The 20982-nt window shown below is 68.7% G+C and carries 18 protein-coding genes; 14 read left to right on the top strand and 4 right to left on the bottom strand.

Annotation, left to right across the window (positions count from 1 at the left end; genetic code table 11):
* The first annotated feature begins 17 nt into the window (after window positions 1–17).
* Both ABZV42_RS20465 and ABZV42_RS20470 read left to right on the top strand, forming a co-directional pair.
* Window positions 18–719: an HAD family phosphatase gene (locus tag ABZV42_RS20465; RefSeq protein ID WP_355984477.1), complete on the top strand. Its 702-nt coding sequence runs from the start codon at window positions 18–20 to the stop codon at window positions 717–719.
* 464 nt (window positions 720–1183) lie between these two features.
* Complete coding sequence (locus ABZV42_RS20470) at window positions 1184–2788, top strand: ABC transporter substrate-binding protein (protein ID WP_355984478.1); 1605 nt, start codon at window positions 1184–1186, stop codon at window positions 2786–2788.
* A gap of 239 nt (window positions 2789–3027) precedes the next feature.
* Here ABZV42_RS20470 and ABZV42_RS20475 read toward each other — a convergent pair whose 3' ends face one another.
* Together ABZV42_RS20475 and ABZV42_RS20480 are read right to left on the bottom strand one after the other, a co-directional pair.
* Window positions 3028–3699 carry a response regulator transcription factor gene (locus tag ABZV42_RS20475; protein WP_037628456.1) on the bottom strand — a complete coding sequence of 224 codons (672 nt, stop codon included), beginning with the start codon at window positions 3697–3699 and terminating at the stop codon, window positions 3028–3030.
* 14 nt (window positions 3700–3713) lie between these two features.
* The gene (locus tag ABZV42_RS20480; protein WP_356053028.1) at window positions 3714–4661 is read right to left on the bottom strand and encodes a PD-(D/E)XK nuclease family protein; all 948 of its coding nucleotides are present in this window, start codon (window positions 4659–4661) and stop codon (window positions 3714–3716) included.
* Window positions 4662–4837: 176 nt separating this feature from the next.
* On the opposite strand from ABZV42_RS20480, the gene ABZV42_RS20485 reads away from it, so the two are divergent.
* From ABZV42_RS20485 to ABZV42_RS20495, 3 genes are all read left to right on the top strand, one after another.
* Window positions 4838–6550 (top strand): site-2 protease family protein, encoded by a 1713-nt coding sequence (locus ABZV42_RS20485; RefSeq protein WP_356053030.1) that lies wholly within the window; start codon window positions 4838–4840, stop codon window positions 6548–6550.
* A 41-nt stretch (window positions 6551–6591) separates the two neighbouring features.
* A complete protein-coding gene (locus ABZV42_RS20490; protein WP_355984482.1) occupies window positions 6592–7494 on the top strand; it encodes a tRNA (adenine-N1)-methyltransferase in 903 nt (300 codons plus the stop codon).
* 1094 nt (window positions 7495–8588) lie between these two features.
* On the top strand, window positions 8589–9164 hold the full coding sequence (locus tag ABZV42_RS20495; RefSeq protein WP_355984483.1) for a hypothetical protein: 576 nt from the start codon (window positions 8589–8591) through the stop codon (window positions 9162–9164).
* Window positions 9165–9262: 98 nt separating this feature from the next.
* Here the strand turns inward: ABZV42_RS20495 and ABZV42_RS20500 are convergent, their stop codons facing one another.
* On the bottom strand, window positions 9263–9568 hold the full coding sequence (locus tag ABZV42_RS20500) for a ferredoxin (RefSeq protein WP_355984484.1): 306 nt from the start codon (window positions 9566–9568) through the stop codon (window positions 9263–9265).
* Between the two features lie 253 nt (window positions 9569–9821).
* Here ABZV42_RS20500 and arc point away from each other — a divergent pair, with 253 nt between their 5' ends.
* The 6 genes from arc to prcA all read left to right on the top strand — a co-directional run bounded on the left by arc (window position 9822) and on the right by prcA (window position 15934).
* Window positions 9822–11588 carry a proteasome ATPase gene (gene arc, locus ABZV42_RS20505; protein ID WP_328556494.1) on the top strand — a complete coding sequence of 589 codons (1767 nt, stop codon included), beginning with the start codon at window positions 9822–9824 and terminating at the stop codon, window positions 11586–11588.
* 235 nt (window positions 11589–11823) lie between these two features.
* Complete coding sequence (gene dop / locus ABZV42_RS20510) at window positions 11824–13335, top strand: depupylase/deamidase Dop (protein WP_356053032.1); 1512 nt, start codon at window positions 11824–11826, stop codon at window positions 13333–13335.
* A gap of 156 nt (window positions 13336–13491) precedes the next feature.
* On the top strand, window positions 13492–13710 hold the full coding sequence (locus ABZV42_RS20515) for a ubiquitin-like protein Pup (RefSeq protein ID WP_355984486.1): 219 nt from the start codon (window positions 13492–13494) through the stop codon (window positions 13708–13710).
* 50 nt (window positions 13711–13760) lie between these two features.
* On the top strand, window positions 13761–14336 hold the full coding sequence (locus tag ABZV42_RS20520; RefSeq protein WP_355984551.1) for an endonuclease VII domain-containing protein: 576 nt from the start codon (window positions 13761–13763) through the stop codon (window positions 14334–14336).
* Entirely contained in the window at window positions 14288–15133 is an 846-nt protein-coding gene (gene prcB / locus ABZV42_RS20525; protein WP_356053034.1) for a proteasome subunit beta, read from the top strand. The genes ABZV42_RS20520 and prcB overlap by 49 nt, the downstream gene beginning before the upstream one ends.
* 57 nt (window positions 15134–15190) lie before the next feature.
* The gene (gene prcA / locus ABZV42_RS20530) at window positions 15191–15934 is read left to right on the top strand and encodes a proteasome subunit alpha (RefSeq protein ID WP_356053036.1); all 744 of its coding nucleotides are present in this window, start codon (window positions 15191–15193) and stop codon (window positions 15932–15934) included.
* Between the two features lie 108 nt (window positions 15935–16042).
* On the opposite strand, the gene ABZV42_RS20535 is transcribed toward prcA, so the two are convergent.
* Window positions 16043–17056 carry a LacI family DNA-binding transcriptional regulator gene (locus ABZV42_RS20535; RefSeq protein WP_356053038.1) on the bottom strand — a complete coding sequence of 338 codons (1014 nt, stop codon included), beginning with the start codon at window positions 17054–17056 and terminating at the stop codon, window positions 16043–16045.
* Between the two features lie 107 nt (window positions 17057–17163).
* Between ABZV42_RS20535 and ABZV42_RS20540 the strand changes: the two genes are divergently transcribed.
* From ABZV42_RS20540 to ABZV42_RS20550, 3 genes are all read left to right on the top strand, one after another.
* Window positions 17164–18423 (top strand): MFS transporter, encoded by a 1260-nt coding sequence (locus tag ABZV42_RS20540; protein ID WP_355984490.1) that lies wholly within the window; start codon window positions 17164–17166, stop codon window positions 18421–18423.
* Window positions 18424–18432: 9 nt separating this feature from the next.
* Window positions 18433–19794 carry a Pup--protein ligase gene (pafA, locus tag ABZV42_RS20545; protein WP_019066118.1) on the top strand — a complete coding sequence of 454 codons (1362 nt, stop codon included), beginning with the start codon at window positions 18433–18435 and terminating at the stop codon, window positions 19792–19794.
* A gap of 127 nt (window positions 19795–19921) precedes the next feature.
* The gene (locus tag ABZV42_RS20550; RefSeq protein WP_355984491.1) at window positions 19922–20929 is read left to right on the top strand and encodes an FKBP-type peptidyl-prolyl cis-trans isomerase; all 1008 of its coding nucleotides are present in this window, start codon (window positions 19922–19924) and stop codon (window positions 20927–20929) included.
* Window positions 20930–20982 lie beyond the last annotated feature (53 nt).

Raw genomic sequence — 20982 nt, forward strand, 5'->3', positions numbered from 1 at the left:
CAAGGAGGTGCGCCAGGATGACCAGTACGGTCCCCGCGCTCGGAACCCGTACGGCCGAAGGCTCAGCCCTTCAGGCCGTACTCCTCGACATGGACGGAACCCTGGTGGACACCGAGGGTTTCTGGTGGGACGTGGAGGTCGCGGTCTTCGCCGCCCTCGGACACGTGCTGGACGACTCCTGGCGTCATGTCGTGGTCGGCGGCCCCATGACTCGAAGCGCCGGATTCCTCATCGAGGCCACCGGCGCCGACATCACCCTGCCCGCACTGTCCGTGCTGCTCAACGACGGTTTCGAGGAGCGCATCGGCCACTCCCTGCCGCTGATGCCGGGCGCCGCCAGACTGCTCGCCGAACTCGCGGCGCACGAGATCCCCACCGCGCTGGTCTCCGCCTCCCACCGGCGGATCATCGACCGCGTCCTGGGCGCGATCGGCTCCCACTTCTTCGCCCTGACCGTCGCGGGCGACGAGGTCGAGCGGACGAAGCCGTTCCCCGACCCGTACCTCCTCGCGGCCGCCCGGCTCGGAGCCGAACCGGCACGCTGCGCCGTCATCGAGGACACCTCGACCGGCGTCGCCTCCGCCGAGGCCGCCGGCTGTCAGGTGATCGCCGTGCCCTCGGTCGCACCCATCGCCCCGGCGGCCCGCCGCACCGTGGTGAATTCCCTGGAAGAGGTCGACCTGCCCTTTCTCCATCGTCTGATGACAAAAGCGCACTGACCGGTCACGGAAAGGGGTAGGGGCCGTCACGCAGCGTGCGGAATTGAATGCGCGGGAAAGCGGCGGCCGATCCGTGTGGTAAGCGCGGGCGAGGGCCCGGCGGAATGCATATCGGGGCGGAACCACCAATTCCGGTACGCCTCAATCAATTTTACGGTGTGACCTTCGCCACGTGACGGAGGGTCGACAGCGGGACCGACCTGTGCGCGTGGTCCCCAATTGTGAAGGCCCGACGTGCCCTTGTGTCCCGATTGGTGAAACCCTGCACTAATCCTTCCCGTGTCGGGTTATCGGTGCGTCCACGCCCGGTTTCGCAGCGTGAGCGGAAGACGTTCCCGGGAACGGACTGCCGACCTTGTGGTGCGGACTAATGTCATCGCGAGAACATCGCCGTATCCCCGTGACCCGCCGCACCACCCCTGCATGCCGGTTCGCGGAACCTACAGCTCTGGAGAAACACGAGCATGAACCGCAAGACTTTGGTGCTGCCGGCCGTGGTCGGCCTGCTGGCCCCAGTGCTCGCCGCGTGTGGCGGATCCGCCGGTGGGGGCAACAGCGGCGATGCCATCGTTGTCGGTACCACGGACCAGTTCACCGCGTCGAAGGATGCCCCGGCACCGTTCGACCCGGCGTACGCCTACGACGTCGGCACCTGGAACGTGCTCCGCCAGACCGTGCAGACGCTGATGGTCCAGCCGCGTGGTGACGGTGAGCCGCAGCCCGAGGCGGCCGAGAAGTGCGGGTTCACCGACAGCGGGAACGAGCGCTACTCGTGCACCCTGCGCGACGGCCTGGAGTTCTCCAACGGTGACTCGATCACCGCGAAGGACGTCAAGTTCTCCATCGACCGTGCGCGGGCCATCAAGGCCGACAGTGGTGTGGCAGCTCTGCTGTCCACCATCGACACCGTCGAGACCCGCGGCGACCGCGAGGTGATCTTCCACCTCAAGATCGCCGACGCGACGTTCCCGTTCAAGCTGTCGACCCCGGTCGCCGGCATCGTGAACCCGAACGACTACGAGAAGAACCACCTGCGTGACGGCTTCTCCGTGGACGGCTCCGGTCCGTACACCGTGAAGATCGAGTCCAAGGACGACACCGTCACCAAGGCCGTCTTCACGAAGAACTCCCACTACACGGGACAGCTGAAGGTCAAGAACTCCTCGGTCGAGCTGCGCTCCTTCGCCGACGCCGACAGCATGGGGAAGGCCCTCGACAAGGGCGACATCGACCTGATGACGCGCTCGATGACGCCGGACCAGATCAACAAGCTGGACAACGCTTCGGGCAGCAGCATCAACCTGAACGAGATGCCCGGCCTGGAAATCCGCTACCTGGCCTTCAACACCAACGCCCCGTCGGTGAAGTCGACGGCCGTCCGCCAGGCCATGGCGCAGCTGATCAACCGCGGCGAGCTCATCTCCAAGGTCTACGGTTCCCAGGCCGAGCCGCTCTACTCGCTGGTCCCGGCGACCATCACCGGCCACGCCAACGCGTTCTTCAACAAGTACGGCGACCCGAGCGTCAGCAGGGCCCAGTCGATGCTGGCCAAGGCCGGCATAACCACCCCGGTCAAGCTGACCCTGCACTACACGACCGACCACTACGGTGCGGTCACCGCGCAGGAGTTCGAGGTCCTGAAGAACCAGCTCAACAAGAGCGGCCTCTTCGACGTCAGCGTCCAGGGCACCCCCTGGGCCAAGTTCCGCCCGGCCGAGCAGAAGGGCGACTACGACGTCTACGGCATGGGCTGGTTCCCCGACTTCCCCGACGCCGACAACTACCTGGCGCCGTTCCTCGACAAGGACAACTTCCTCGGCTCGCCGTACCTGAACACCAGGATCAGCAACACCCTGATCCCGGACTCCCGTCGCGAGGCCGACCGCCTCACCGCCTCCAAGAGCCTCACGACCATCCAGGACATCGTCGCCAACGACGTCCCGGTCATCCCGCTCTGGCAGGGCAAGCAGTACATCGCCGCGCGTGACGACATCACGGGCTCGGAGTGGGCGCTCAACTCCTCCTCCACCCTTCAGCTGTGGGAGCTGGGCCGCGGCGTCAGCGAGTGACCCAGCCGTCCGACCCGGGGCCGACAGGCCCCGGGCCCGACCCGGGACCCGACGGTCCCGGGTCTTTCGGGCTCGCCGAGAGGCGCACGCGCCGCGGGACGGCCCGAGGTCCGGCCCCGGCACCCTCCGCTCACGTGAAAGGGCGCCCGTTCCCCTGAGGAACGGGCGCCCTTTCGCGCGCTCTCGGACAGTCGGACATCAGTCGGACACCAGACAGACGGGACCGGACAGCCCCGGCGCTACTGCGCCCCGGGACGCACCAGCCCGCTCTCGTACGCGTACACCGCGGCCTGCACCCGGTCACGCAGCCCCAGCTTCGTCAGCACATGTCCCACATGCGTCTTGACCGTGGTCTCGCTGACGAACAGATCAGCCGCGATCTCCGCGTTCGACAGACCACGCGCCACCAGCTTCAGCACCTCGACCTCACGGTCGGTCAGCGTGTGCAGCGTGTCCGGAACCGGCTCGTCCCCGGACGGCAGATGACCCGCGTACTTGTCGAGCAGCCGACGCGTGATGCTCGGCGCGAGCATCGCCTCGCCCGCCGCGACGACCCGGATCGCCTGCACCAGCTCGTTGGCCGGCGCGTCCTTGAGGAGGAAACCGCTGGCACCCGCCCGAAGCGCCTCCACCACGTACTCGTCGAGGTCGAACGTCGTCAGCACCAGAACCTTCGCCGGACCGTCCCGTCCGGGACCGGTGATCTGCCGGGTCGCCTCCACACCGTCCATCCGCGGCATGCGGATGTCCATCAGAACCACATCGGGCTGCAAGGCACGCACCTGATCCAGTGCCTGGAGACCGTCACCGGCCTCGCCGACGACCGCCAGGTCCGGCTCCGCTTCCAGAATCATCCGGAAGCCGGTGCGCAGCAGCGGCTGGTCGTCGACCAGTAGGACGCGGATGGCCACGTAAGTCTCCTTCGCTAGTCCGGCCCCATTCTGCCCTGCTCACCCGCACCCGACCCGGGCGCCCTGACCGGCAGCGGATACACCGGGGGAGTACCACCGAATTCCGGACACACCGCCTGGTGGTCGCACCAGCCGCAGAGCTTGGTGGGACGCGGCCGCCACTCACCCGTCTCCGTCGCCTCCCGGATCGCGTCCCACAGAGCGAGCAGCTTGCGCTCGACACGCTCCAGATCCGCGATCTCGGGGTCGTACGTCAGCACGTCACCACTGCCCAGATAGACGAGCTGAAGCCGGCGCGGGATCACCCGCTTCAGCCGCCACACCACCAGGGCGTAGAACTTCATCTGGAACAGAGCGCCCTCGGCGTACTCCGGCCGCGGCGCCTTGCCCGTCTTGTAGTCCACGATCCGGACCTCGCCCGACGGCGCCACATCGACCCGGTCGATGATCCCGCGCAGCGTCAGCCCGGAATCCAGCCGCGCCTCCACGAACAGCTCCCGCTCGGCCGGCTCCAGCCGCGTCGGGTCCTCCAGCGTGAACCAGCGCTCCACCAGCCGCTCCGCCTCGGACAGCCAGCGCGCGAGCCGCTCACCCTCCGGGTCGTCCGCGAACAGCTCCACGACCTCGGGCTTCGTCTCCCGCAGCCGGTCCCACTGCGCGGGGATCAACGACTTGGCACGCGGTGCCGTCCGGTCCACGGCCGGGGCGTCGAACAGCCGCTCCAGGACCGCGTGCACCAGAGTCCCCCGGGTCGCCGCCTCGCTCGGCTTCTCCGGCAGCTTGTCGATCACCCGGAACCGGTACAGCAGCGGACACTGCATGAAGTCACTGGCACGCGAGGGCGACAGCGAGGCGGGCGCACGCGCGACCGCGGGAGCCGGACCGCCGCCGTCGCCGCCGGCGACGGCCCGGCCCGCCACGGCCGATTCTTCGGGCACGGCGCCCTCGGTGCTGGTTTCCATGACAACAGACCATACGGCCCGCCACCGACAGTGAACCGGTCCCGGCGGGCACGACGGCACGGAAAAGAGAAGGGGTGCCGGGGCGGAACGCGCCGCGACGGCCGCATACCATCGACCCAGACCCTCCCGCTCCACACGAACCGGGGGGCGGGGGACGCTTCGAACGAGGGGACATCGTGGACGAGAGCGGCGGGAGCGGGCAGCCGCAGTCCGGTACCGGCGAGACGACCGAGCACCACGAGAGGCCTCTGGCCTCCACCGGTCGGGACTCCGCCGCGCACCCCGGACCGGCAGGGCCCGAGACCACCGGGCCGCAGCCCACGGCCCCCGGTCACGACCCCCGGACCCCGGCGCAGCCCGACGCGGACACCGGCACCCCCTCCCGGACGGAACCCCCCGCCCGGCCCGAGGACTCCTCTCACCCGGACGCCGACACCGCGACGCACCCGGAAACCGGGCCCCACGACCCCGCCACGGCCCCGAAGACCGGGCCACTCGACCCCGCCACGGCCCCGAAGACCGGACCCCGCGACCCCGCCACGGGCCCGCAAACCGGCCCCCGCGACACCGTCACGCATCCGGAGACCGGGCCCTCCGAAGGGGCTGACGGCCACGACCGGGATCACGGCCAGGACCACGGCCACGGCCAGGACGAGGACCACGCCGAACCCGCCGGCACCCACCGCACCCGCGCACGCACCGGGACCACCAAGGGGCGCCCGCCACGCCGTACCAAGGAACCCGGCGGCGGACTCCTCATGGGCCGCCCCTTCGGCGTCCCCGTGTACGTCGCCCCCAGCTGGTTCCTCGTCGCCGCCCTGATCACCTGGGTCTTCGGCGGTCAGCTCGACCGCGTCCTGCCCGACCTCGGCGCCGCCCGCTACCTCGTCTCCCTCTTCTTCGCCGTCGCCTTCTACGCCTCCGTCCTCGTCCACGAACTCGCCCACACCGTCGCCGCGCTCCGATTCAAACTCCCCGTACGCCGCATCCAGCTCCAGTTCTTCGGCGGCGTCTCCGAGATCGAGAAGGAAGCCGAGACCCCCGGCCGGGAGTTCGTCCTCGCCTTCGTCGGCCCACTCCTCTCCCTCGTCCTGTCCGGCCTCTTCTACCTCGCCATGCTGCCCGTCGAGTCCGGCACCGTCCCCGGCGTCCTCCTGGCCGGCTTGATGATCTCCAACCTCTTCGTCGCCGCCTTCAACCTCCTCCCCGGCCTCCCCCTCGACGGCGGCCGCATGCTCCGCGCCGTCGTCTGGAAGATCACCGGCAGGGCCATGAGCGGCACGGTCGCCGCCGCCTGGGTCGGCCGCGTCCTCGCCGTCTCCGTACTCATCGGGCTGCCCCTGCTCACCCAGTCCGAGGCACTCGGCGCCGCCCCCGCGAACGCCGGCAGCATGGACACCATCACCGACGCCCTCCTCGCGGCCATCCTCGCGGCGATCATCTGGACCGGCGCCGGCAACAGCCTCCGCATGGCCCGTCTGCGCGAACACCTCCCGGAACTGCGCGCCCGCTCACTCACCCGTCGTGCCGTCCCCGTCGAGACCAACACCCCGCTCTCCGAAGCACTCCGCCGCGCCAACGACGTCGGCGCCCGCGCCCTCGTCGTCGTCGACGCCGACGGCGAACCCCTCTCCCTCGTCCGCGAGGCCGCCATCGTCGGCGTACCCGAACACCGCCGCCCCTGGGTCGCCGTCAGCGGCCTCGCCCAGGACCTCACCGACGGCATGCGGGTCTCCGCCGAACTCGCCGGAGAGGAACTCCTCGACACCCTGCGCGCCAGCCCCGCCACCGAATACCTCGTGGTCGAGGACTCCGGCGAGATCTACGGCGTCCTGTCCGCCGCCGACGTGGAACGCGCCTTCGTCAAAGCCATGGCCCGCCCCTCCTGACCGTGGTCGGCGGCCCCGTCCGGGACCGGTAGGCTGTTCACATGTCCGAACCGACCGGTGCCGCCCGCAGGCGCGGGCCCTTCAAGGTCGGGGACCAGGTTCAGCTGACCGACCCCAAGGGCCGCCACTACACGTTCACGCTCGAGGCCGGGAAGAACTTCCACACCCACAAGGGTTCCTTCCCCCACGACGAGCTGATCGGTGCTCCCGAGGGCAGCGTTGTCCGCACCACGGGAAACGTCGCCTACCTCGCGCTGCGCCCCCTGCTCCCCGACTACGTCCTGTCCATGCCCCGCGGCGCCGCCGTGGTCTACCCCAAGGACGCGGGGCAGATCCTGGCCTTCGCCGACATCTTCCCCGGCGCCCGCGTCGTGGAAGCGGGAGTGGGCTCCGGCTCGCTGAGCAGCTTCCTGCTGCGTGCCATCGGCGACCAGGGCATGCTGCACTCCTACGAGCGCCGCGAGGACTTCGCCGAGATCGCCCAGCAGAACGTGGAGCGCTACTTCGGCGGACCGCACCCCGCCTGGCAGCTCACCGTCGGCGACCTCCAGGACAACCTCAGCGACACCGACGTCGACCGGGTCATCCTCGACATGCTCGCCCCCTGGGAGTGCCTGGAGGCGGTCTCCAAGGCCCTCGTCCCCGGTGGCATCGTCTGCTGCTACGTGGCGACCACCACCCAGCTCGCGCGCACCGTCGAATCGATCCGCGAGATCGGCTGCTTCAACGAGCCGACCGCCTGGGAATCGATGATCCGCAACTGGCACATCGAGGGCCTGGCCGTCCGGCCGGACCACCGGATGATCGGCCACACCGGCTTCCTGCTCACCGCCCGCCGCCTCGCGGACGGAGTCGAGCCGCCCATGCGCCGCCGCCGCCCCGCCAAGGGCTCGTACGGCGAGGACTACTCCGGCCCGAACGCCGACGGCGGCTCCGGCCGCTGACCCACCCAACGCACCGCACCTGTGGCCGAGTTCCCGGACCTCTCCGGGAACTCGGCCACAGCGCTTTGCCGTTGACACACCATCAGGCCGATGGTCGGCACCCACGGCCGCGGCCCACCGGTGTGCCGAGCGCGCACGCGGGCCACGCGCAAGGGCTCTGACGGACCGTGAGGTCGCGCGCCCGCGCCCGCTGACGAACCGCGCGGTCGCGGAGCCCGCAAGATCTACCGGGCCTGCCGGGCCACGGGGCCGGCTGGGTCGGCGTTGCCTGGGTCGGTGTTGGCCGGGTAGGCCGGTTCTGCCAGGTGCACCGGGGCCTGGCCCGGGCGAGGTCGGTCCGCGCAGCGTCCCCGAGCCCGGGCGAGGATCCGTCCGCGCGATGAGCTTCGAGGCAGGGCCGCCACGGGCACGGCAGCCGGACGGCGTCGGGTACGGGCCTCGGGTACGGGCCTCGGGCCTACATCGGCAGGCCCGGCCCGCGCGTAAGCCACCGGCCGACCCGCCTGCCCCCTTGGCACGGTCGCCGGGTCCCGACGCAGACGGGATGCGGCCCGCGAGCCGCGAGGGGAGCCGGGCGACGCCCCCTCGGGGCCCGATCCTGGCGGGCCGGCAAGGACATGAGGTGGAGCCCGCCCGGGGCTGCGCGATCGTCCACCCGGAGGGCCCCGGCAGGGGCACGTCGCGAACCGACCCGGAGCCGCGCCCGATGCCATGCGCTCGCCCTCCCGGCTGCTTGGCCTGAGCCGGCTGTGGGCCTCCCGGCCGCCTGGCCCGGGCCTGCCGGAAGGCAACAAGGCGGCCTCCGGGCCATTTGGCCGGGGCCTGCCGGAAGGCGACCTGGCGACCTCCCGGCCACTCATCCCAGGCCCGCCCGAAGGCAACCCGGCGGTCTCCCGGCAGGCCCTGCCCAGGCCTGCCGGGGAAGCCACCCGACGGCTTCCCCGGCTGCCCGGGCAGGCCCGTTCGGGAGCCCCGCCGGAAACTCCCGCGGAACTCTTCACAAGTCCGGACCCCGCCGTTCCACCAGGCTGTGACGTGTGGCACCATGCGGGACACCCACCCCACCGGCACAGCCCTCGCGGGAGACACCCCTAGTGCAGCAATCCGTTGTCCCGGAACTGGCACATACGCAGACCAGCCCCATCCAGTGGGTCGCCACGGCAACCGCCATCGCCGGAGTCGTGGCCCTGTCGTCGGTCGTCCATCCCGATCCGGCGAGGGCCGCTCAGCCCGGTGCCGGGACGAAGACGGCGGCGGCCACGGCGGCCGCCCCCGACCCGACGGGCGTGGACTTCCCCATCGTCTGCGGGCCCACCAAGGTGCTGGTGGAGAAGAAGGCATCCGGGGACCTGGACGGCGACGGCCGGCCGGAGACCGTCGCCGTCGTCCGCTGCGACGCGGGCTCGGGCACCCCGCCCAACGGCGTCTACGTCCTCACCCAGGCCGAGGGAGCCGAGCGGCCCAGGGTCGTGGCCACCCTGGTCGAGCCCAAGGACCGGCTCAGCGTCACGGACTTCGCGGTGCGCGACGGAGCCGTCACCGCCACTCTCCTCGGCTACTCCTCGGCCGACGTACCGAGTTGCTGCCCGGACCTGAAGCAGAACGCCAAGTGGCAGTGGAAGAACGGCGCGTTCATACGCTCGACGCCGTCCGAAGCACTCGGTGCCTGAACGCGCCCCCGGCGCGAGACCCGAACAAAACAGAACACCCTCCGCCGCGCGGAGGGTGTGAGGAACCGGTCACCGGATGACGCGCGGTGCGCGCAAAGTCACTCCGCGTCAGGTCCGAAGATCTCGGTCTTGTCCGAAACACGACGGACATGGATACAGTCCCCCGGGCACTCCTTCGCCGAGTCCACCACATCGCGCAGAAGCGGCAGGGGCACGGGCGTTGTGGCACCCACGGCCTGGAGGAGCTCGTCCTCGGCGCTCTTCACGTACGCCAGCCCGTCAATGTCCAGCTCAAAGACCTCGGGCGCGTACTGGACGCAGATCCCGTCGCCGGTACAGAGATCCTGGTCGATCCAGACCTCAAGCGCCTCGCCGTCGACTCCGGCCTCCTGCTGCACGGTCATTTCTCCTGCCGTTTTCTGCGTCGAGCGAACCTGAGACTGGGGAATCGGGCCAGCTCTGACGGGTGTTGAACACTTCGACCCTACCTCCGCCCGCTTCCCAATCATGTTCGGTGGGTATTCCCCTGGCGTGAGGGAGAGCGCAAGGGTGAAGATCGGACACACCCCGACAGTCTTTGTGATCTAGGGGTTTCAATCGACACCCACCCAGGTAGGGTCTGGAAGCGTCCAGCTCCCCTTGGAGGAGGTGAGGACCGTGGCAGCCCACGACGACGACATGAACCGCGGCATCCGCCCGGGAAGAGGGTCCGATGACCCCGCCGGGCAGATTGCCTACCTTGAGCAGGAGATCGCCGTCCTGCGACGCAAGCTCGCCGACTCTCCGCGACACACGAGGATTCTCGAAGAGCGGATCGTCGAGTTGCAGACCAACCTGGCCGGTGTGTCCGCACAGAACGAACGACTGGCGAACACACTCCGTGAGGCCCGCGACCAGATCGTGGCCCTCAAGGAGGAAGTCGACCGGCTCGCACAGCCGCCGGCCGGCTTCGGAGTCTTCCTCACGGCGAACGAAGACGGCACCGCCGACATCTTCACCGGGGGCCGCAAGCTCCGGGTGAACGTCAGCCCCAGCGTCGAGCTCGACGAGCTCAGGCGCGGCCAGGAAGTGATGCTCAACGAAGCCCTCAACGTGGTCGAGGCCATGGAGTACGAGAGCTTGGGCGAGATCGTCACCCTCAAGGAGATCCTGGAGGACGGCGAGCGCGCCCTCGTCCAGGGGCACACCGACGAGGAACGGGTGGTCCGGCTCGCCGAGCCGCTCCTGGACGTCAATATCCGTCCCGGGGACGCCCTGCTCCTCGAACCCCGTTCCGGCTACGTCTACGAGATCGTTCCCAAGAGCGAGGTCGAGGAACTCGTCCTCGAAGAGGTCCCGGACATCGGCTACGAGCAGATCGGCGGTCTGGGCGGCCAGATCGAGATGATCCGCGACGCGGTCGAGCTCCCGTACCTCTACCCCGACCTCTTCAAGGAGCACGAACTGCGGCCGCCCAAGGGCGTCCTGCTCTACGGGCCCCCCGGATGCGGAAAGACGCTCATCGCCAAGGCCGTGGCCAACTCGCTGGCCAAGAAGGTCGCCGAAGTGACCGGACAGGCCACCGGCAAGAGCTTCTTCCTCAACATCAAGGGCCCCGAGCTCCTGAACAAGTACGTCGGTGAGACCGAGCGGCAGATCCGGCTCATCTTCCAGCGTGCCCGGGAGAAGGCCAGCGAAGGAACCCCCGTCATCGTCTTCTTCGACGAGATGGAATCCCTCTTCCGCACCCGCGGATCCGGCGTCAGCTCGGACGTGGAGAACACCATCGTCCCCCAGCTGCTCGCCGAGATCGACGGCGTGGAGGGCCTGCAGAACGTGGTCGTCATCGGCGCCTCGAACCGCGAGGACATGATCGACCCCGCCATCCTGCGGCCCGGCCGGCTCGACGTGAAGATCAAGATCGAACGCCCGGACGCCGAAGCGGCCAAGGACATCTTCCAGAAGTACCTCACCGAACGCCTCCCCCTGCACTCCGAGGACGTCGGAGAGCACGGCGGCGACAGGGCGGCCACCGTCCACGGCATGATCCAGACAGCCGTGGAGCAGATGTACGCCGAATCGGAGGAGAACCGCTTCCTGGAGGTCACCTACGCCAACGGTGACAAGGAAGTCCTCTACTTCAAGGACTTCAATTCCGGCGCCATGATCGAGAACATCGTCGGCCGTGCCAAGAAGATGGCCATCAAGGACTTCCTGGAACACAGCCAGAAGGGCCTCCGCGTCTCCCACCTCCTCCAGGCATGCGTGGACGAGTTCAAGGAGAACGAGGACCTCCCGAACACCACCAACCCCGACGACTGGGCCAGGATCTCCGGAAAGAAGGGCGAACGGATCGTGTATATCCGTACGCTCATCACCGGAAAGCAGGGCGCGGACACCGGACGCTCCATCGACACGGTGGCAAACACCGGTCAGTACCTGTAAAAGCCAGGGCGGCTGCGGGTGCCCCTTCACGGGTGTCCGCAGCCGCCCGCTTTTCCGGTCACGGCCGGAACACAGCAATGACGCAAATGATCTCCCCACCAGCGCAGTGGCGTTCTAGGCTCTTTCGTACCGCCGAGTCGCGCAGTGCGGGGACGGGCACCGCACACGCACCGGAGCGCCAGCGGTACTTGAGCAGCGCCCCCGACCGAGGGCGCCGCCGGGCAAGGAGGGCCGCATGACCGTACGGCGAGTAATGGGCATCGAGACGGAGTACGGGATCTCCGTCCCCGGTCACCCCAACGCCAATGCCATGCTCACCTCGTCCCAGATCGTCAACGCCTACGCGGCGGCGATGCACCGGGCGCGCCGCGCCCGCTGGGACTTCGAGGAGGAGAACCCGCTGCGGGACGCGCGAGGCTTCGACCTCGCCCGGGAGACCGCCGATTCCAGCCAGCTCACCGACGAGGACATCGGCCTGGCCAATGTCATCCTCACCAACGGCGCACGGCTGTACGTCGACCACGCACACCCGGAATACAGCTCCCCCGAAGTCACCAACCCCCGGGACGCCGTCCTGTGGGACAAGGCCGGCGAACGCATCATGGCCGAGGCCGCGGAGCGGGCCGCCCAGCTGCCGGGCGCCCAGCCGATCCACCTCTACAAGAACAACACCGACAACAAGGGCGCCTCCTACGGCACGCACGAGAACTACCTGATGAAGCGGGAGACCCCCTTCTCGGACATCGTGCGCCACCTCACCCCGTTCTTCGTCTCCCGCCAGGTCGTCACCGGAGCGGGCCGCGTCGGCATCGGCCAGGACGGGCACGAGCACGGCTTCCAGCTCAGCCAGCGCGCCGACTACTTCGAGGTCGAGGTCGGACTGGAGACCACCCTCAAGCGCCCCATCATCAACACCCGCGACGAACCGCACGCCGACGCCGAGAAGTACCGCCGGCTGCACGTGATCATCGGAGACGCGAACCTCTCCGAGATCTCGACCTACCTCAAGCTCGGCACGACGGCACTGGTCCTCTCCATGATCGAGGACGGCTTCATCGCCGTCGACCTGGCCGTCGACCAGCCCGTACGCACCCTCCACCAGGTCTCCCACGACCCGACGCTCAAGCGCCTGGTCACGCTACGCAGCGGCCGCACACTCACCGCCGTGCAGCTCCAGATGGAGTACTTCGAGCTCTCGCGCAAGTACGTGGAGGAGCGTTTCGGGGCCGACGCCGACGAACAGACCAAGGATGTCCTGCTGCGCTGGGAGGACACCCTGAACCGGCTGGAGAACGACCCGATGAGCCTCTCCGGAGAGCTCGACTGGGTCGCCAAGCGCGAGCTCATGGAGGGCTACCGGCGCCGCGACGACCTCGACTGGGACGCAGCCCGGCTGCACCTGGTCGACCTCCAGTACGCCGACGTACGCGCCGAGAAGGGCCTCTACAACCGTCTGGCGGCCCGCGGCAAGATGAAGCGCCTGCTGGACGAGAACGAGGTCGAGCGGGCCCGTACGACCCCGCCGGAGGACACCCGCGCCTACTTCCGCGGACGCTGCCTCGAGCAGTACGCGGACGACGTGGCGGCGGCCTCCTGGGACTCGGTGATCTTCGATCTGCCGGGCCGGGACTCGCTCCAGCGCGTCCCAACCCTGGAGCCCCTTCGCGGAACGCGTAATCACGTCAAGGAGCTCCTGGACCGCTGCCGTACGGCGGAGGACCTGGTCAGGGTTCTGTCGGGAAACTGAGCTTCCCCCCGGACGGCACGGGCCGGACAGGGTGGAATACCCGGCGTTACGGGAATCATCGAGGTGGTCCCCGTACGTTGTGGCAACTGCGGGGCCGATGTCGGACCCTGCTTGTAGGGTCTGATCAAGAACGTCGAACCGAGCGGGGTGAGGGTTATGGCGACCAAGGACACCGGCGGCGGACAGCAGAAGGCGACGCGTTCCACCGAGGAGGTCGAGGAACAGTCGCAGGACGCGAAGACGACCGACGAGCTCAAGGAACGCCAGGAAAAGCTGAGCGACGACGTCGACTCGGTTCTTGACGAAATTGACGATGTACTCGAGGAAAATGCCGAGGACTTCGTTCGAAGTTTCGTTCAGAAGGGCGGCGAGTAGCCTTCGAATCGTAGGCAACGGGGGTCCTGCGGTTGGGAAATGTGGAAAGCGTGAAGCGCTGCTCGCGGTGCCAGGAGTCCAGGCCGCGAGCAGCCTTCGCCAACAACAAGGCGGCCCGTGATGGGCTGCAGGCCTACTGTCGGGAATGTTGGGCGGCATACCACCAGACTCGACAACTGGCCAAGGGTAGGAATGTCAGGCCGAAGGTGAAGGTGCCGGAAGGCCACAAGTTCTGCCGAAGCTGCGGGGAGATCAAGCCCCATAGTGACTGGCATCGCAATGCGACCGCCTCCGATGGTCTCGCGACGTGTTGTAAGACCTGTAAGGCGGCCAAGGGTCGTGCCGGACACCTGAAGCGCCAGTACGGGCTCACCGAAGCCGATCGTGACGCGATGGTCGCCTCTCAAAAGGGGCTCTGCGTGATCTGCCTGAAAGCTCCTGCCGTTCATGTGGATCACTGCCACAGGACGGGTAGTGTCCGTGGCGTACTGTGCTTCAACTGCAATTCGGCCATCGGCAAGTTGGGAGACGATCCCGACGCTGTTCGTCGGGCTGCCGCCTACCTGGAGGGAAACGCGTGGAAGCCAACACTCGTAGCACCGGGCGTCTACCGGCTGCCTTCCTGACGCCCGGGTCGTCGTCCTTCATGGACTTCCTGTCCGAGCACCAGCCGGAGATGCTCCCGGGCAAGCGGCAACTGCCGCCCGTCCAGGGGGTGATCGAGGCGCCGCACGGCACGACCATCGTCGCGGTCACGTTCCCCGGCGGAGTCGTCCTCGCCGGTGACCGGCGGGCCACGATGGGGAACGTCATCGCCCAGCGCGACATCGAGAAGGTGTTCCCGGCCGACGAGTACTCGGCGGTGGGCATCGCCGGCACGGCGGGCCTGGCCGTGGAGATGGTGAAGCTGTTCCAGCTGGAGCTGGAGCACTTCGAGAAGGTGGAGGGCGCCCAGCTCTCCCTGGAGGGCAAGGCGAACCGCCTGTCCACGATGATCCGTTCCAACCTCGGCATGGCCATGCAGGGCCTCGCCGTGGTTCCCCTCTTCGCGGGCTACGACGTGGACCGCGGCAAGGGCCGCATCTTCTCCTACGACGTCACCGGCGGCCGCTCCGAGGAGCAGGGCTACGCCTCCACGGGCTCCGGTTCGATCTTCGCGCGCGGTGCCATGAAGAAGCTCTACGCCAAGGATCTGACGGAGGACCAGGCCACGATGCTGGTCATCCAGGCCCTCTACGACGCGGCCGACGACGACTCGGCGACCGGTGGTCCCGATGTCGCGCGCCGGATCTACCCGATCGTCACCGTGATCACCGAGAGCGGCTTCCGCCGGCTCACCGACGAGGAGTCCTCCGAGATCGCCAGCGTGATCCTGGAGAGGCGACTCCAGCAGCCCGACGGCCCTCGTGCCGCGCTGTACTGAAGACCCGTCCCTCTCCCAGGTGATCCAGTGACTTCGACAGAAAGGGACGGATAGCCGGTGTCGACGCCGTTCTATGTCTCACCCCAGCAGGCGATGGCCGACCGGGCCGAGTACGCCCGCAAGGGCATCGCCCGTGGCCGCAGCCTTGTCGTGCTGCAGTATGCCGACGGAATCGTGTTCGTCGGCGAGAACCCGTCCCGCGCGCTGCACAAGTTCAGCGAGATCTACGACCGGATCGGCTTCGCGGCCGCCGGCAAGTACAACGAGTACGAGAACCTGCGGATCGGCGGTGTGCGCTATGCCGACCTGCGTGGCTACACGTACGACCGTGCCGATGTGACCGCCCGTGGTCTGGCCAATGTGTACGCGCAGACGCTGGGCACGATCTTCTCGTCGGCGGCGGAGAAGCCGTACGAGGTGGAGCTGGTGGTCGCCGAGGTGGGCGAGACGCCTGACGGTGACCAGATCTACCGGTTGCCGCACGACGGTTCGATCGTGGACGAGCACGGTTCGGTCGCGGTCGGCGGCAACGCCGAGCAGATCAGTACCTATCTGGATACTCAGCACCGGGACGGCATGTCGCTGGCCGAGGCGCTGAAGCTGGCTGTCCAGTCGTTGTCCCGGGAGCCGAACGGCGGTGAGCGGGAGATTCCGGCGGAGCGGCTGGAGGTCGCGGTGCTGGACCGGGCACGGCCGCAGCAGCGGAAGTTCAGGCGGATCGTGGGGCGTCAGCTGTCCCGGCTGCTGGAGGCCGGGGGAGCGGAGACCGCGACGGAGGCCGAGGACGACGACGACGAGTGAGTTCCCTGGTTCGACCGCGCACCCGTTCACCGGGTGTTCGTACGGAAGGGGCCGCACCGGTGCATACCGGCGCGGCCCCTTCCGTACGTCTTGGCGTCGGGGGCCGGTCTACGTTCCAGGAGGGGCTGTGGAGCCTCGTACGACCAGTTCGACGGGGATGTCCTCCTGTGGGGGTGTGCGGCCGTCCAGGACGGCCAGGAGGGCCTTCATGCCCTGTTCGCCGAATCGTTCGGCGTCGAGGCGGACGGTGGTGAGTTCGGGGTCGAGGGCGCGGGCCAGGGCGAGGTCGTCCAGGCCGGTGATGGAGATGTCGTCGGGGATGCGCAGGCCCAGGCGCCGGGCCGCCTTGTAGGCGCCCGCGGCGAGTTTGTCGTCGTCGCAGATCACGGCCGTGGGGCGGGGTCCCGGGGCGGAGAGGGCGGTCTGGGTCGCGGCCAGGGCGTCTTCGAAGGAGATGGGTGCCCGTGCGATCCGCAGGCTGGTTCCGGGGACCTCGCAGAGGCAGGAGGCCAGTTCCTGGCCGCGGACCTCGAAGGTCCAGGAGGCGATGTCGGCCGCGAGGTGCAGGAAGCGGCGGTGGCCCAGGTCCAGGAGATGGCCGGTGACCTGGCGTACGCCGTCCCTGATGTCGAGGTTGACGGTGGCCGCGCCCTGGCTGCCGGCCGGGTCGCTGTCGAGCATGACCAGGGGGAGCTGGTCGCCGCGGATCGCGGTGAGGGCGTCGGCGGCCATGGAGGAGGCGATGACGCCGTCGAGGGCGGCCTGGGCCGAGCCGAAGGGGTCGCGGGCGGGGCCGATGCCCTCGGGGGACGGGTAGAGGACCAGGCCGAAGCCGTGTTCGGCGGCCACGCGGGCCGCGCCGGTGTAGACGCCCGCGAAGAACTCCGTGGTGAGCGCGGGGACCACCAGGAGGACGGTGCGGGTGCGGCCGAGGCGGAGGTTGCGGGCGGCCAGGTTCGGGCGGTAGCCGAGTTCCTGGGCGGCGTCCCGGACGCGTTCGGCCGTCGTGGCGGAGACCCGGCCGCGCCATTTGTCGCCGAGTACGAGGGAGACGGCTGCCTGGGAGACCCCGGCGGCCTCGGCGACGTCCCGGCTGGTGGGGCGCGTGCTACCTCTTGCCACCGTGTGCCTGCTCCTTCGTGTGGACTCGCGGTCAGCGCACATGGTACGTATTGAGGGAGACGTTATACGTAACACTTCGACGTCGCGCGCTACCGGAAGGGCAGGCCATGGCTGCGGGATACCTGGAGATCCTGAGGGCGAGGCACGCCGCCCGGCTGCTCGCCGGGACGCTGGTGGGGAGGCTGCCGAACGCCACCGCGGCGATCGCCGTCGTGCTGTTCGTGCGGGCCGGGGGCGGCACGTACAGCCTGGCGGGCGCGCTCGCGGCCGTCTACGGGGTGGCCAACGCGGTGGGACAGCCGCTGCTCGGCCGGCTCGTGGACCTGCACGGCCAGCCCCGGGTGCAGCTGCCGGCGGCGGTCGTCTCTGCCCTCGGCATGGTCGTCTTCGCGCTGGCCGGCACGGAGCCGGTGGCGCTCGCCTGCGCCGCGATGGCCGTGGCCGGACTCTTCACACCTCCCCTGGAGGGCGGCCTGCGGGCGCTGTGGCCCTCCGTGCTGCGCGAGGAGGGGCAGGTGCACACCGCGTACGCGATGGACGCCGTCGCGCAGGAAATCATGTTCACCGTCGGGCCGTTGTTCGTGACGCTGTGCGTGGCTCTGTGGTCCGCGCAGGCCGCTCTGCTGATCCTGAGCGTCATCGGTGTCCTGGGTGCCCTCTCCGTGGTTCTCTCGGAGCCCTCGCGCGCGTGGCGTTCGGCTCCGCGCGAGGCGCACTGGCTGGGCGCCCTGCGCTCGCCGGGGCTGCTGGCGCTGCTCGGGGCCTTCCTGTTCATCGGGATCGCGCTCGGCTCGATCACGGTCGCCGGGCTGTCGTACGCGGACGCGCACGGCGGGGACGCGGTGTACGGCTGGCTGATGGCGGGCATCGGGCTCGGCGCGCTGTGCGGCGGTGTGGTCTACGGGGCGCGCCGGTGGGGCGGGGCACCGGAGCGGCGACTGCAGGTGCTCGTGGGCCTTCTGGCGGTGTGTTACGTCCCGCTGGTGCTGGTGCCCGGTCCGGTGGCCATGACCGCGCTGGCCACTCTTGCGGGGGTGTTCCTCGCGCCGAGCATCGCGTGTGCCTTCGTCCTGGTGGACCGGCACGCTCCGGCCGGTACGGTCACCGAGGCCTTCTCCTGGCTTGTGACGACGTTCACCGTGGGTGCCTCGGTCGGAACGGGTCTGGCGGGGCCGGTCGTCGAGTGGGGCGGGGCGGGGCGGGGGTTCGCCGTTCCGGGGGTCGCTGGTGCCGCCGCGCTGGTGGTTCTGCTGGCCACGGGCAGGGTCCTCGCAGCCGCCGGTAGGGGCGAGGTTGTTGCGGTGTCATCGGAAAATGATCCAAACCGAGCCGTCGAACCCCGTTTCAGCTCAGTGGATCGGGCGTAATGTTCAGTCATGGACCGCCGCATTTTCGGGCTGGAGAACGAGTACGGCGTCACGTGTACGTTCAGGGGACAGCGCCGGCTGTCTCCCGACGAGGTGGCGCGGTACCTCTTCCGCCGTGTCGTGTCATGGGGCCGCAGCAGCAATGTCTTTCTGCGGAACGGTGCCCGCCTTTATCTCGACGTGGGATCACATCCGGAATACGCGACACCCGAATGTGACAACGTGACGGAACTCGTCACCCACGACAAGGCCGGCGAGCGCATTCTCGAAGGTCTCCTGGTGGACGCAGAACGACGCCTGCACGAGGAAGGAATCGCGGGCGACGTCTATCTGTTCAAGAACAACACCGACTCGGCCGGCAACTCCTACGGATGCCACGAGAACTATCTGGTGGCCCGGCACGGGGAGTTCTCCCGGCTCGCGGACATTCTCATCCCGTTCCTCGTCACGAGGCAGTTGCTGTGCGGTGCGGGCAAGGTGCTCCAGACGCCGCGCGGTGCCGTGTACTGCGTCAGTCAGCGGGCCGAGCACATCTGGGAGGGTGTCAGTTCCGCGACGACCCGTTCGCGGCCCATCATCAACACGCGTGACGAGCCGCACGCGGACGCCGAGCGCTATCGGCGGCTGCATGTCATCGTCGGCGACTCGAACATGTCCGAGACGACCATGCTCCTCAAGGTCGGTGCCACCGATCTCGTGCTGCGCATGATCGAGGCGGGCACCGTCATGCGGGACCTGACTCTGGAGAACCCCATTCGGGCGATCCGTGAGGTCAGTCACGACATCACGGGCCGTCGCAAGGTGCGGCTGGCCAGTGGCCGTGAGGCCTCCGCGCTCGAGGTGCAGCGCGAGTACTACGAGAAGGCCGTGGACTTCTGCGAGCGCCGGGGCATCCGCACCGGGACGGTCGAGCAGGTCCTCGAGCTGTGGGGCCGTGTCCTCGACTCGATCGAGGCCGAGGACCTCGACCGGATCGGCACGGAGATCGACTGGGTCATGAAGTACCAGCTCATCGAGCGGTACCGGGCCAAGCACAACATGACCATGTCGCACCCCCGGGTCGCCCAGATAGACCTCGCCTACCACGACATCCACCGTCGTCGTGGCCTGTACTACCTGCTGGAGAGGAAGGGGCAAGCCGCGAGGATCTGCAACGATTTGAAGATCTTCGAGGGCAAGTCGGTGCCGCCGCAGACGACTCGGGCCCGGCTGCGTGGTGACTTCATCCGGCGGGCGCAGGAGCAGCGCCGGGACTTCACCGTCGACTGGGTGCATCTGAAGCTCAACGACCAGGCGCAGCGCACGGTGTTGTGCAAGGACCCGTTCCGTTCGGTGGACGACCGGGTGGAGAAGCTGATCGCCGGAATGTGAGCCGGGTGTTCCGTGGGTGACGCGGAACGCAACGCGGGGCGCCGTACGTTTTCCGTACGGCGCCCTTCTCACGTCGTAGAGTTGCGCGCACGCCATCAACAAGATCGACCGATACGAGGCCTTCACCGTGCGCCGACGCTCACTTCTTCTCTCCGTACCCGCTGGACTGGTCACGCTCGCCGGATGCGGTGACGGCGGCAAGTCAGACACGGCGAAATCCAGCAACAGTCCCTCGCCCTCGGCCTCGGCCGCGGCTTCCGCGCCGCCGCCGCCGAAGATCGTCGACGGTCCGCTGCCGGCGATCACGGCCGGTACGAAGTTCGGTGAGAAGCCGACCGTGGCCAAGGGGTCGGGGGAGCCGTCGAAGGATCTGGCGGTCAGGACGGTGATCGCCGGAGGCGGCAGGACGGTCGCGGAGAACGACTACATCCAGGCCAATTACCTGGGGCAGATCTGGGCCACGGCGAAGGTCTTCGACAACTCCTACGACCGTAAGACGCCGCTGGTCATCCAGCTGGCGCAGGGCGGCATCATCGACGGCTGGCGTTATGGCCTGGTCGGCAAGAAGACCGGCAGCCGTGTCGAGATGTCGGTTCCCCCGACCTGGGGTTACGGCTCGTCGGGCAACGCGCAGGCGGGTATCAAGGGCACGGACACGCTGGTGTTCGTGGTGGACATCGAGGACACGTTCAACTCCAAGAGCTCGGCCAAGGGCAAGGACGTCCCGCAGAAGGACGCCTCGCTGCCGACGGTCGGCACCAACACGGACGGTTCGGCGCCCAAGATCACGGTGCCGAAGAAGACCGCTCCGACGAAGCTCGTGGCGAACTATGTGATCGAGGGCGACGGCGACGAGGTCAAGGCGGACAGCACGGTCCTGGTGCAGTACGAGGGTGTGCTGTGGGACGGCGGCAAGGAGTTCGACTCCACGTACAAGCGCGGCCAGCTGACGTCGTTCTCGTTGCAGCAGGTCGTCAAGGGCTGGGCGCAGGGGCTGACGGGCAAGAAGGTCGGCAGCCGCGTCCTGATCGTGATTCCGCCGGCTCTGGGTTACGGCGACAACCCGCCGGCCGGCAGCGGCATCAAGAAGGACTCCACGCTCGTCTTCTCGGTCGACATCCTGGCGAAGATGTAAACCCCTTCGGGGATGTAAGACTGTCCGTGTTGTCCTTACGCACACAAGCAGGA

Source organism: Streptomyces sp. NPDC005281 (assembly GCF_040607495.1).
Taxonomy (GTDB): Bacteria; Actinomycetota; Actinomycetes; order Streptomycetales; family Streptomycetaceae; genus Streptomyces.